Source organism: Aliidiomarina sedimenti, from assembly GCF_003986955.1.
GTDB classification, from domain to species: domain Bacteria; phylum Pseudomonadota; class Gammaproteobacteria; order Enterobacterales; family Alteromonadaceae; genus Aliidiomarina; species Aliidiomarina sedimenti.
Window position 1 is genome coordinate 306,134 of sequence record NZ_PIPN01000002.1, and the last position, 12,692, is coordinate 318,825.

General features: G+C 52.6%; 11 protein-coding genes. 3 read left to right on the forward strand and 8 right to left on the reverse strand.

The window, feature by feature from the left end; translation table 11 throughout:
- Nucleotide 1: 1 nt before the first annotated feature.
- From CWE12_RS06095 to CWE12_RS06115, 5 genes are all read right to left on the reverse strand, one after another.
- Nucleotides 2–1,135, reverse strand: coding sequence for an efflux RND transporter periplasmic adaptor subunit (locus CWE12_RS06095; RefSeq protein ID WP_126788785.1), 1,134 nt, complete (start codon nucleotides 1,133–1,135; stop codon nucleotides 2–4).
- A gap of 123 nt (nucleotides 1,136–1,258) precedes the next feature.
- Nucleotides 1,259–1,567 carry an antibiotic biosynthesis monooxygenase family protein gene (locus CWE12_RS06100; protein ID WP_126788786.1) on the reverse strand — a complete coding sequence of 103 codons (309 nt, stop codon included), beginning with the start codon at nucleotides 1,565–1,567 and terminating at the stop codon, nucleotides 1,259–1,261.
- A gap of 116 nt (nucleotides 1,568–1,683) precedes the next feature.
- Entirely contained in the window at nucleotides 1,684–3,066 is a 1,383-nt protein-coding gene (locus CWE12_RS06105; RefSeq protein ID WP_126788787.1) for an efflux transporter outer membrane subunit, read from the reverse strand.
- Nucleotides 3,059–6,232, reverse strand: a complete 3,174-nt coding sequence (locus tag CWE12_RS06110; RefSeq protein ID WP_126788788.1) for an efflux RND transporter permease subunit — start codon at nucleotides 6,230–6,232, stop codon at nucleotides 3,059–3,061. Before CWE12_RS06110 ends, CWE12_RS06105 begins: the two co-directional genes overlap by 8 nt.
- Nucleotides 6,233–6,242: 10 nt before the next feature.
- Nucleotides 6,243–7,484, reverse strand: a complete 1,242-nt coding sequence (locus tag CWE12_RS06115; protein ID WP_126788789.1) for an efflux RND transporter periplasmic adaptor subunit — start codon at nucleotides 7,482–7,484, stop codon at nucleotides 6,243–6,245.
- 478 nt (nucleotides 7,485–7,962) lie between these two features.
- On the opposite strand from CWE12_RS06115, the gene CWE12_RS06120 reads away from it, so the two are divergent.
- Both CWE12_RS06120 and CWE12_RS06125 read left to right on the forward strand, forming a co-directional pair.
- Complete coding sequence (locus tag CWE12_RS06120) at nucleotides 7,963–8,598, forward strand: TetR/AcrR family transcriptional regulator (RefSeq protein ID WP_126788790.1); 636 nt, start codon at nucleotides 7,963–7,965, stop codon at nucleotides 8,596–8,598.
- 103 nt (nucleotides 8,599–8,701) lie between these two features.
- The gene (locus CWE12_RS06125; RefSeq protein WP_126788791.1) at nucleotides 8,702–9,601 is read left to right on the forward strand and encodes an AraC family transcriptional regulator; all 900 of its coding nucleotides are present in this window, start codon (nucleotides 8,702–8,704) and stop codon (nucleotides 9,599–9,601) included.
- 7 nt (nucleotides 9,602–9,608) lie between these two features.
- Here CWE12_RS06125 and CWE12_RS06130 read toward each other — a convergent pair whose 3' ends face one another.
- Nucleotides 9,609–10,235 (reverse strand): glutathione S-transferase family protein, encoded by a 627-nt coding sequence (locus tag CWE12_RS06130; RefSeq protein ID WP_126788792.1) that lies wholly within the window; start codon nucleotides 10,233–10,235, stop codon nucleotides 9,609–9,611.
- 120 nt (nucleotides 10,236–10,355) lie between these two features.
- Between CWE12_RS06130 and CWE12_RS06135 the strand changes: the two genes are divergently transcribed.
- Nucleotides 10,356–11,300 (forward strand): helix-turn-helix transcriptional regulator, encoded by a 945-nt coding sequence (locus CWE12_RS06135; protein ID WP_126788793.1) that lies wholly within the window; start codon nucleotides 10,356–10,358, stop codon nucleotides 11,298–11,300.
- Nucleotides 11,301–11,320: 20 nt separating this feature from the next.
- Here the strand turns inward: CWE12_RS06135 and nadE are convergent, their stop codons facing one another.
- Both nadE and CWE12_RS06145 read right to left on the reverse strand, forming a co-directional pair.
- Nucleotides 11,321–12,133 (reverse strand): ammonia-dependent NAD(+) synthetase, encoded by an 813-nt coding sequence (nadE, locus tag CWE12_RS06140; RefSeq protein ID WP_241984161.1) that lies wholly within the window; start codon nucleotides 12,131–12,133, stop codon nucleotides 11,321–11,323.
- 58 nt (nucleotides 12,134–12,191) lie between these two features.
- A complete protein-coding gene (locus CWE12_RS06145; protein WP_126788795.1) occupies nucleotides 12,192–12,689 on the reverse strand; it encodes a CinA family protein in 498 nt (165 codons plus the stop codon).
- Nucleotides 12,690–12,692 lie beyond the last annotated feature (3 nt).

Here is a 12,692-nt window from a genome sequence, read left to right on the forward strand (position 1 = left end):
TTTACTCCTGCGCTGTCAGCGTATCTTCAGCTACAGGGCGAACTTTCATGCCATGTTGCGGGAAATTAGGAGGCATCACGACCAGCGTATCGGTGGAGGAAATGCCTTCTGTAATCAATACGTCGCGACCTTCTTTGCGCAAAATATCAACCTGCTGGCGCTGCAGTGTATTGTCATCGCTCACCAGCCATATGCTGTCCCGCACCAGAGCTTCCTGAGGTAAACGATAGACTTGATTGATTGACTGCCCTTCAATATGAACCGCTACAAACTGGCCAAAGCGTAAGGTCGGTTTATCGCTATGCAAGCCATAAGGATCGTCAAGACTGGCTACTAAACGTGTCATCCGGGTCTGCGTATCGATAATGCCTAAATCCCGCACGATGCTGACTGGCCGCGGGTCCGTCAGGGTGTCGATGTAGGCCTGACTACCCACCACCTGTTCCTGTAAAAACTGCAGATCAAAACTAGCGATAGGCAAATGAATTTCGGCCCGTTCCACGTTATAAATTTCTCCCAGAGTGGTTCCCATCGAAACTACCTGCCCTACCCCGGTATTGCGCGATCTCACTAATGCGTCATAAGGCGCTCTGATCTGAGTTCTGTCTAAATCCCGTTGCGCTTTTTGCAAGCCAGCTTCAGCCGACTTCACAGCAGCTTCTGAGCTTTGTAACTGAGGTAATCGTAAAGCAAGTGGGGTTGGGTCCTGAGTATTCCGCCATTCCTCCTGCGCAACACGGGCCAGGGCCTGTTCTTCCTGCAACTGAGCCTGTGCTGCGGCCAGATTTGACTCGGCGCTAAGCAGTGCGGTGCGATAGTCGGAATCGTCGAGCCTGACCAGCACTTCATCTTTTCGTATTAACCCACCTTCGATGAAATTTTCATGAAACGCGATAACACGCCCTGTCACTTCAGGTGTTAAGGTTGTTTTCTCCCGCGGCTGCAGTTCGCCCCACGAGGTCACGCTAAACTGATGAGATTCAGGATTGACGCTACGCACCGTCACAACAGGTCCGGGTGACGCTTCGTTGACAGGTTCAATCGGCGGTGTGCCAGTTGCATTTATCACCGCCGCACCCGTAATACCAATAACAATTACAGCAACGGGTAATGAAATTTTCAGCCAGGTTTTCATACATTCCTCTGGTACACTAACTCAGTTATATTAAGCGCAGGATAAAGGCTCTTGTGCGGTTAGGCGAGCACTATAATGTTAGAAGTTGTAACAGAGAGATGCGGCCGGGCTACGACTAACCCTTTATGATGAGCGTACAACCCACTCGGGGTCGGCAAACTCGCCAAGCGGTCGAATTTCACAATAGAGCGCTGCACTGCGAATAATCGCTGCGACCTCTGCATTATGCTCTGATTCCATCGCGTCCCGCGCTGCTTTACTTTCCCAGTGAGCTATAGCAATCAATACCTTAGGGTCATCCAGCTTACGGTGCAGCTCGGTACCTAACGCGCCAGGTGCACGCTGAATAATGGCACTGGCTTTTACCCAGGCATCAGCATATTGCTCTGCGGTATGCCCGTCTTTGATCCGCACTTCAAAAATATATTTCACCTGCTCTCCTCCCTAAATAGTACTCAACTCGTCGTCCAGTGCATTCGCTCACTGTGCCGCAGCGGCCAAACAAGCAAGCCGGACAAGGGTCCGGCTTTTAGATTCAGACGTCAGCACTAAATCAGCTCAATACCACCGCCAAAGCTGCGGTAAATACTCACTAAGCGGATAAAACTTTGCTGCTGCAATTGTGCCAGCTGGTCGCGACTTCGCAGTAGCTCGCGTTCAGCGTCCAGCAGCTCAAGAAACTCTCCGGTGCCCGCATCATAACGCTGACGGGCAATCTGCACCGCCTTATTACTGGCCTCCCACTGCAGTTCGGAGCTTATTTGCTGTTCCCTGCTCAAATTATAGCTGTTAAGAGACAACTGCATTTCGTTAAGGGCATTGAAGACCTGTTGCTCAAATTGAGCAAGCGCCATTTGCGAACTCGCCTCGGCCTGGCGAATGCGTGCTTTTACCGATCCTAAATCAGCCGCCTGCCAACTTAGGGTCGGCGCCACTGACCAGCTTTGGGTTTCACTACCCAGGGTTAAGCCTGGCCCGGAAACGAATCCCAGAAATCCACGCACGGACAAATTGGGGTAGAGGTCAGCAGTGGCGATACCAATTTGTGCTGTGCGCGCCGCCAGCAAGCGCTCAGCGCTGGCTACGTCAGCACGATAGCGCAGGTAATTTTCACCATCCACGACCGCCACCGGGTGTTTCAACGCCGGCAAGTCAGGCTCCGCCTCAAGGTCCAGCTGGCCGGGCTGCTGCGCCAGCAGAGCCGATAAGGTCGCTTCAGCCGTTAACAGTGCCACCCGATGCACCGGCACCGAGGCATGTATCTGATATAACTGCGCGTCGATTTGCGCCACTTCCAGCTCAGAGGCCATACCGGCCTCCAACCGCGCCAGCACGATAGCGCGGCTTTGCTGTAAGTTCTGCAAGTTTTGCTCTGCCACCACTAACCGCAACTGCGCCCCCCGGTATTCACCATAACTGGTGGCCACCTGGCTTATAAGCTGAACCTGAGCGTCGTGCCACAGAATGTCGGCCTGTTGCGCTTGTGCCTCAGCCGCTTCGCTGGCGCGACGTAACTTGCCAAACAAATCCAGGTCCCAGCTTACCCGGGCTCCGGTACTGTAACCCCGGGTGATCACACCATTGTCGTTTGTGGCCAGAGTCGCATTTTCACTGGCCTGGTAATCAGCATCCAGGCTTGCGTCAGGCAGACGGTCAATCTCTGCATTGCGAAATACAGCATAAGCCCGGTCGACGTTAGCTCTGGCTTGTGCCAGCGTTCGGTTCTCCATAAGCGCGTGGCTAATGAGCTGGTTTAAAACCGCATCATCGAATGCCAACCACCAGCTTTGCGCTTGTTCAGCCTGCTGATACGGGCTGTTGAAGCTGATATCGGCTACTGCCTCCGGCGCTTGGTAATCCGGCCCTACAGCGCAGGCGCTTAAGGATGCGACCAGCGCGGCGATAACTGTGAGTTTTAGTCCACTACCCATGACTTATCTCCTCATTGCTTGTCTTTGCTGCAGCTGCCTGCGCTTTGTCACCGCGCTTCGCCAACATGTAATAAAACAGCGGGGTTAAAATTAAACCGAAAATTGTCACACCTATCATGCCGGAGAACACCGCAACCCCCAGCGCCTGTCGCATTTCTGCCCCGGCCCCGCTGGAGAACGCCATCGGCACCACACCCATAATGAACGCGATAGAGGTCATCAGAATTGGCCGTAAGCGCAGGCGGCTTGCCTCCAGAATCGCGTCCATGGCGCTCATACCATGGTCTTGCAGCTCTTTAGCAAATTCGACAATTAAGATGGCATTTTTGGTCGCCAACCCAACCAGTACAATCAATCCAATCTGGGTCAGGATGTTGTTATCGCCCCCATAGATCATGACGCCGCTCAGCGCTGATAACAGAGTCATGGGGATAATCAGAATAATCGCCAGCGGTAAGCTCAAGCTTTCGTACTGCGCGGCAAGCACCATGAACACCAACAGAATAACCAGCGGGTAGACAAACATCCCGGCATTACCAGCCTCAATTTGCTGATAGGTCAGTTCGGTCCATTCATAGCTCATACCGTTGGGCAGGGTTTCAGCTAGAATACGCTCAATCGCTGCCTGCGCCTCACCCGTGCTGTAGCCGGGTGCCGCCCCACCGTTAATTTCCGCGGTCGTAAAGCCGTTGTAATGCATCACCCTGTCTGGCCCTGCGGAATCAGTGACATTTATAAAGGAGCCCAGCGGCACCATGTCGCCCTGCAGATTACGCACTTTTAGCTGGCTGATTTGCGCCGCGCTTTGGCGGAATTGCTCGTCAGCCTGCATATTCACCTGATAGGTGCGGCCAAACTGATTAAAGTCATTCACATACACCGAGCCCATATAAGCCTGCAGCGTCTGGAATACTTCATCCAGCGCGACGCCTTGCTGTTTAGCTTTGGTGCGGTCTATATCCAGGTCCAGTTGCGGCACATTCACCTGATAACTGGAGAATACCCCCGCCAGCTCTGGTGTCGCCCAGGCTTTTTGCATGACCTGCGTGGTGACGTTGTACAGCTCTTCATAGCCGTGGTTCGCGCGGTCCTGTATTTGCAATCTGAAACCACCGATGGTACCCAGCCCCTGGACTGGTGGGGGTGGGAAGATAGCGATAAATGCATCTTCAATACCGGCAAATTTCTGGTTCAGTGCCGCCGCTATCGCGTTACCAGACAGCTCCTCACTCTCCCGTTCATCGAACCCGTCGAGCCCGACAAATACGATTCCGGAGTTAGGGCTATTGGTAAAACCGTTAATGCTTAATCCAGGAAACGCTATCGAGTTAGCTACCCCAGGATGATCCAGGGCAATACGCGACATTTCTCTGATTACGTCGTCGGTACGCTCCAGCGAAGCGGCATCCGGTAACTGGGTGAAAGCAACCAGGTATTGTTTGTCCTGACCTGGCACGTAACCGGTCGGTGTGGTTGCAAACTGCAGGCCGGTTACGCCGACCAGGGCAACATACATCACGCCAACAATGACGCCATAGCGAATAACCTTTTTCACCAGCCAGCCGTACCCGCTGGATAAGCGGGCAAAGAAGCGGTTGAAGGGGTTAAACAGCCAACCGCCGAGTACTTTGTCCATGCCGCGGGTTAACACATCTTTTTTCTCGCCCGGGCCTTTTAAAAGTAATGCAGACAGCGCCGGACTCAGGGTTAGTGAGTTAATCGCCGAGATAAAAGTCGAAATAGTAATGGTTAACGCAAACTGTTTATAAAATTGCCCGGTTAACCCCGACATAAAGGCTGTCGGTATAAACACCGCCGCCAATACCAGTGTGGTCGCCACAATAGGGCCGGTCACTTCTTTCATTGCTTTTTGGCTAGCCGCCAGTGGTGACAGGCCTTCACTGATATTACGCTCGACGTTTTCCACGACTACAATGGCGTCATCCACCACGATACCGATGGCCAATACCAAGCCGTACAAGGACAATGCATTGATCGAGAAGCCGAGCAGGTGCATAAAGGCAAAGGTACCTACCAAAGACACCGGCACAGCCACCAACGGGATAATAGAAGCCCGCCAGGTTTGTAAGAACAAGACCACCACCAGCACCACTAACAGCACTGCTTCAAGTAAAGTTTTTACCACTGCTTCTATTGAACCGCGCACAAATACTGTCGGGTCATAGACGATGTCATAGGCTAAACCTTCCGGGAAATCGTCGGACAGCTCACTCATTCTGGCGCGCACATCATCCGAGATCTGAATAGCGTTGGAGCCGGACGCCTGAAAAATCGGCAGTGCAACGGCGTCTTTGTTATTAAGCAGCGAGCGCAATGCATAGGTCGAAGCACCCAGCTCAACCCGGGCCACGTCTTTTAACCGACTGACTTCGCCATTGGCACCCACTTTGATAATAATATCTTCAAACTCTTCCTCGGTGGTTAAACGCCCTTTCACATTAATTAGCAGCTGAAATTCAGCATCTGCGCTAGGCTGTGCGCCGAGACTACCGGCTGCAGCCTGCTGGTTTTGCTCACGGATAGCAGCCGTAATTTGCGCCGGCGACAGGTCCAGTGCCGCTACTTTGTTCGGGTCGAGCCAGATGCGCATGCTGTAGTCGCCAGCGCCGAATAGGCGCACGGCTCCCACGCCTTCAATCCGCGCCAGCTCGTCGCGAATATTCAGCGCAGCGTAATTAGACAGGTAGAGCATGTCATATCGGTCATCCGGCGACGTTAAATGCACCACCATGGTTAAATCCGGAGACGATTTCTCCGTCACTACGCCCAAGCGCTGCACTTCCTGTGGCAGACGCGGCATAGCTCGATCAACCCGGGCCTGAACCTGGGTTTGCGCTAAGTCGACATCGGTGCCAATGGCAAAGGTAATGGTTAAGGTCATCCGGCCATCAGAGGTAGCCTGTGATGACATATACAGCATGCCTTCCACGCCGTTGATTTCCTGCTCCAGTGGCGAGGCGACGGTTTCTGCGATCACTCTCGGGTTTGCACCCGGGTAGTTGGCGGTCACCACCACCGTAGGCGGCACCACTTCCGGGTATTCAGTAATAGGTAGTTGCCATACGGCTATCGCACCGGTAATAAAAAACAACAGTGAGATAACCGCGGCAAAAATGGGTCTTCTGATAAAAAACTGCGAGAACATAACGCTTTCCTTAATCCTGATTCGCCGCACGGTCTGCCTGTGCAGTCAGTGCTGTAGTGGTTTGATCCAGCAATTCCTGCTCTTCCCGTAAATCGCTTATTTGCTCCGCGCTTGCCATGTCCACCAGCCGGGGTTCTATCTCCATATTTGGCATCACACGCTGCAGCCCGTTAACCACAATTTTGTCGGTCGGGGTTAAGCCTTCGCGCACGATGCGCAGTCCGTTCAGTTTCTCGCCCAGAGTGACTGCACGGTATTCCAGCTGGTTATCGTCATTCACCACCAGCACAAACTTGTTGTTCAAATCGGTGCCTATTGCTTTTTCGTCAATCAAAATGCCATCGTAGCTTTCGCTGCCTGCCAGTCTGATGCGAGCAAACAGACCCGGTAACAGGTTGCTGTCGTTATTGGCGAAGCTGGCCCGGATACGGATAGTGCCGGTCTGCTGATTGACCCGGTTATCAACGAAATCAATGCTGCCGGAGTGGTTGTAACTGGTGTCACTGGCGAGCGCCATGTACACCGGATTTGCACTCGCATCGCGGGTGTCCGCCCTTTCACCGGCATCTGCCAGGCGGGCATATTTGAGGTAGCTCTGCTCGTCAACGTCAAAGTAGGCGTACATTTTGTCGGTCGACACAATGCTGGTTAGCTGACTTTGGCCGGCGTTCACGTAGTTTCCGGCGGTTACCATTGCATAGGACACCCGTCCGCTAATCGGCGCAGTGATATCGGTGTAACTAAGTTCCAGCTCGGCGCGTTGCAGCGCGGCCTCGACCGAGGCTACCGTGGCGGCGGTTTGTTGCTGACGCGCTAAACGGCTATCCAGCAATTCCGCTGAAATAGCCCGCGCGGCACTTAATGTTTCTGCCCGCTGATACTCGTTAGCGGCGTGGCTGGCGGCGCTCTGCGCAACTTGCAATTCAGCGCGCAGCCGGGCTACTTCTGCAGCAAAGGGCCGCGCGTCGATTTGCAGCAATAAGTCGCCTTGTTCCACCAGTGCCCCTTCGCTAAAGTGAACCTGCTCGATATAACCAGATACCCGCGGTATCAGTTCCACCGTTTGTGGCGCCTGCAAACGGCCGGTGAATTCATCCCACTCGGTGATCCGCTCATAGACCACTTCTGCCACGCTCACCTGAGGGGCTGCTGGCGCCTGACTCTGGCTAGCTGCTTCCGGATTGCCACAAGCAGCCAAAATGACAGCCACGCTGCCTAACATAAAAGTTCTTACTAAGTTCGTAGTGCTCATGACGATTTCTCCGAGTTGTTCCTGAAAACAGCAAACGCTAAATTAAAAAACTGCTACTTGTGTACCGAACGGTAAATATATAAGACGGAGAAATTCCGTCAACTGATTTTTGTAACGATCGGTAAATAAATTTTGTTATATGTAAGACGAATCCGGTCTAAAACAGATCCGCACTGCTACAGTTCAAAGTAAATACCGGGTCGGTAGGGGTACCGTCAGGCTACCTCATCAGTGTACGTAGAGAGTCGGCTATGTTTAATGCCGAATACTTGAGAGTCTTTGCCTGAAACTACAGCACGCACTTTTCGACACAAAATGGACTACCAATCCAGACTGCCAATTCCAGCGTACTAAAGTTACATTTTATACTGCCTGGTATTTTATACTGCCTGGTAAATAATCCTTGCTGGACACTTGCTGGACAAAGGTGGGGCGGATTGTTTACTATACAAACAGTTTTCCAAATAGGAGCTGAACAATGCCATCCGTAAAGTCATTCGCAAGTTGCACTCCTTGTATTGGTCGCCCACGCGCCTTTGATATCGACGCCGCACTTGAAAAAGCGCTGGAAGTGTTCTGGCGTAAAGGCTATGACGGCACGTCGCTAACTGATTTAACCGACGCGATGGGCATCAATAAACCCAGCTTGTATTCGGCCTTTGGCAATAAAGAACAGTTGTTTTTGAAGGCAATAGAGCTATACGAAAGTCGGCCTTGCGCTTTTTTCCTGCCCGCTCTGGAAAAACCCACTGCTTATCAGGTAGCGGAGCATATGTTATATGGCGCGGCGATGAATATGACTGACACCAACCATCCGCAAGGGTGTGTCATCGTGCATGGCGCCTTGTCCTGCAGTGAAGCAGCCTCGACGGTAAAAGAAGCGCTTCTTAGCCGCCGGGTAGAAGGCGAGCAAAAACTAAGAGAGCGTTTTAAGCAGGCCAAAACAGAAGGTGACTTACCCGCGCATGTTGACCCCGACGTGCTGGCCCGATATCTGGGAACCGTGCTGCAAGGAATGGCGATTCAAGCCAATAATGGTGCCAGCACCGACGACTTACGTCAGGTCGCCGCAATGACATTGCAGAGCTTCCCCAGAAATAATCAGATTGCCTGATACTCCACACTTATTACCTATTCCTCTAATCCTGCTGTGAGAGAATAGGCAAAGCAAAGTCCGCTGATTATACTTTGGTTATCGCTACGATGGAGAACCAAAGATGACTGATGACCGCGAGTCTTTGCGCCAGAAAATGCTAGTGCCGGTGTTGAAAGCTATTGATGCACCGGGCTTAACCAGCACCCGCATACCCGGGGTAAAACTGTACCGTAGTGACGACCTGACCACAGCCGCACCCGCTATTTATGAGCCCAACTTATGCTTAATCCTGCAGGGGGAAAAAGAGGTGTGGCTGGGCGACGAGCTTCTGGAGTACGGTGAGCTTAGGTATCTGTTAGCGCCCGTCACATTACCGGTAACCTGCAAAATTATTACTGCGAGTAGGGATAAACCCTATCTGGCGTTAAGCGTCAGCCTGGACCTAGATGAACTGACAGATCTTGTGATTGATATGCCTCGCAAGAGCACAACTGGGGAAACCCCCACCCGCGGTATCGCGGTTGGCGATGCTGATTTAACACTTATTACGGTTTTCCATCGACTAGTCGAACTGCTCGACTCGCCGGAGGATATTCCGGTCGTGTTACCGTTAATTAAGCGTGAGCTCTTATACCGCGTGCTGCTTAGCCCTTTAGGCAGCCGCCTGCGGGAGTTTGCGCGGGTTGACAGTCAGGCCTATCGCATTAGTAAGGTGACCGAAATACTGCGCGCACAATATAAGCAGCCACTGCGGATTAAAGAGCTGGCCGAGGCCGCACATTTAAGTGAGTCCGGTCTGTTTCAGGCCTTCAAGGCCGTGACCTCGATGTCCCCGTTGCAGTTTCAAAAGCAACTTCGCTTAAATGAAGCCCGCCGTATTATGCTCTACGAAGGGGCAGAAGCGTCCACCGCCAGCTACAAGGTCGGCTATGAAAGCCCTTCCCAGTTCAGCCGGGAATACAGCCGGCTATTTGGCGCGCCACCGAGAGCCGATGTGACCCGCTTCCGCCAATCGCTGTGACCTCAGGTCATTTACTCAATTCATCATCCAGCGCAGTCGCTCGCTGCGCAGCTGGGCGGGCTTCGATTCGCTCGACATAGCGTTTAAATGAAGGCCGCTCTTCCAGAGTTTTAAAGTGCATACCCCAGCTAATATGGCTACCTACGTACACATCGGCCGCAGTAAACTGCTCGCCGCAAATGAAAGGCCCTTTGCTAATCGCCAGCTCAAGTGCAGCCACAATATCGTCGTGCGTACCGGAACCGATCATTTGCCGGTTTTCATCAAGGTTCCAGCCACAGGCCTTCGCAGTGGTTGCCATTTCTAGCGGCCCTGCTGCAAAGAATAACCAACGGTAGTAAGTACCACGTTCAGGGCTATCTACCGGCGGCGCCAGGTTCTTTTCTGCAAACTGATCCGCCAGATAGGCACAAATAGCAGCCGTTTCAGTGACCACAAGATCCCCATGCTGAATAGCCGGCACTTTACCTAACGGGTTAATTTTCAGGTACTCAGGCGTCTTCATCTCACCTTTGTAATTGAGCACCTTGGTGGTGTAAGGCACACCGACCTCCTCCAGCATACGCCGGACAATACGAGCCCGGGATTCAGGGTTGGTATAAAAAATCAGTTCTTTGGTATCGTTTTGCATCATCCTCTTCCTTTTGTTGTGGGTTTTACGTCTGTTGAGAACTATATTGGCTATATAGGTCACTATTGGTCCTATATAAAATATATTTGCGCATTTATTTTCAGACGAATGCAAAGGACAGACATGACCGGCCCGACAACACGAGTATTAGCTTTACTGGAGTTACTGCAGTCGCACAGGCGTTTGAACGGTAGCGAGCTGGCGCAAATGCTGGGGGTAGATAAACGCACGGTCAGGCGTTACATCACCGCGCTTGAAGAGTTAGGTATTCCGGTAACCACGGAGCAAGGGCCCCATGGCGGTTACATGCTGGTCGCGGGCTATAAACTGCCACCGATGATGTTCACCCACGAGGAAACCCTCGCTCTTTCGTTAGGGCTGCTGGCCGCGAAAACACTCCAGTTTACTGATGCTTCTCCAGCCTTGAACAGTGTTCAGGCGAAGCTGGAGCGCGTTATGCCCGCGCACATTCAGGCACGGGCTCGCTCCATTACCCAACACACCAATCTGCTTTTGCCAGACGCCGGTTTACCGCAGGAGCAGTCGCTGCTCATGCCATTAATGGAAGCGGTAGAAAGTCAGCGTCGGGTACTGGTCATATATATTGGTAAAGACAAAACCCGACTGGAACGTGAGCTGGATCCCTATGGCATGCTGTATCGCCTCGGCCATTGGTATATTGGTGGCTTTTGCCACTTACGGCAGGCGCTGCGCACGTTTCGACTGGACCGACTGGCAACGGTAACAGTACTCAAAGCGACTTTCGAAAGGCCAGCCAACTACAACGCCGCCGACCATTTCAAACAAAGCCTGTGCGCGATGCCCGGCAACCTGAAGGTTCGTGTTCAATTGCACACCGATATCGACACAGCCAGCAAAGAACTAGGTTCAAATGCCATGCTGCTGCATCAGGAAGGCGACTCAATATTTATTGAAACCACGGTCGACAGCGCCTACTGGTTCGCATGGTGGCTCTCTCGCCTGCCCTTTCCCTTTACCATTATAAGCCCGCAAAGCTTAAAACAAGCTTTGCGCCAGCGCGCCGAACAGCTTCTAAGTTACTGCTAGCAGCACCATTTACTGTTTAGCTATTCAGGTTCTTTCGGCAATTTTCGTTTATGCATGGTCTTTTTATAGCGGCTGGTAATGGTGTCGTACGCGGAATCACTCACCTGCTTACCTTCTAAGAAATCATCGATTTGGTCATAACTCACCCCGAGTGCATCTTCGTCGGCTTTACCCGGACTAAGACTTTCCAAATCCGCTGTTGGCGCTTTGCCTACCAACCGGTCAGCGGCGCCAAGCTCTGTTCCTATTGCACGCACCTGACGCTTTGTCAGTCCTGTCAAAGGAGCGACATCGCAGGCGCCGTCACCGTGCTTAGTGAAGAATCCGGTCACGGCCTCAGCAGCCTGGTCCGTACCCAACACCAGTCCGCCACGAGCGCCCGCGACTGCATACTGGGCGACCATTCGTTGGCGGGCCTTAATATTGCCCATATTGAAATCACGATCGTCCGCACCGCCGAATGTGAGTCCACCGGATTCCAGAGCATCGAGCAGCGCGTCGCTGGCCGGTTTTATGTTAGTGCTTAGCACCTCATCCGCATCGATAAACTGCAAGGCTAACTGAGCGTCGTCTTCATCATGCTGCTCACCATACGGCAACCGCATGGCGACGAAGCGAGCATCCTTAATGCCCTCCCGGCGTGCTTTTTTCACCGCTAACTGGGCCAGCTTGCCAGCCACAGTCGAATCAACTCCACCACTAATGCCCAGAACCAGCGTATGCTGGCCGGTGTGCTTTATTTGCTCATATAAAAAAGCAACCCGCCGTCTAACTTCCTCAATGGGATCAATTGACGGTTGAGCCCTTAATGCGGTGATAATCTGTTGCTGAATATCGTCGTTTATAGACTTATTCACGGTTAACTCCTGTGATCTCTGCTTTCTCGGTGCTCTAATCCTGCTCTTGTGCCTTGCGATGATAATAAAGAAGTCGCTCGAGGGCATAGTGGGCCGCCGTTAAACGGACCTGATTGCGGTCACCGTCGAAATCACAGGTTTCGCTATATTGATAGACCTGGTCCCCGCACCGTATCGCCCAGCCAAAACACACCCGGCCAACCGGGGTTCCATCGTCACTGGTCGCCGGCCCCGCCACGCCGGTATTGGAAAGTGCTGCACTGGCATTGTTTCGGTTGATAGCCCCTTCAACCATCTCCAGCGCAACTTGCTCACTGGTAAGGCCGTAGTGATCTATCGTGTCAAAACCAACATCTAAGTAACGATTTTTAGACTGTGGAGAATATACCGCCAGCCCGCAGTCAATACAGCCACCGCTTCCGGGAATGCGCGCCAGCTCCGAGACCACTAACCCAGCTGTACAGGATTCCGCAGTCGCTAAAACAATAGCCTGCTCTTTCAGATAATCGACAATCTTTTCCAGATCAATCACCGC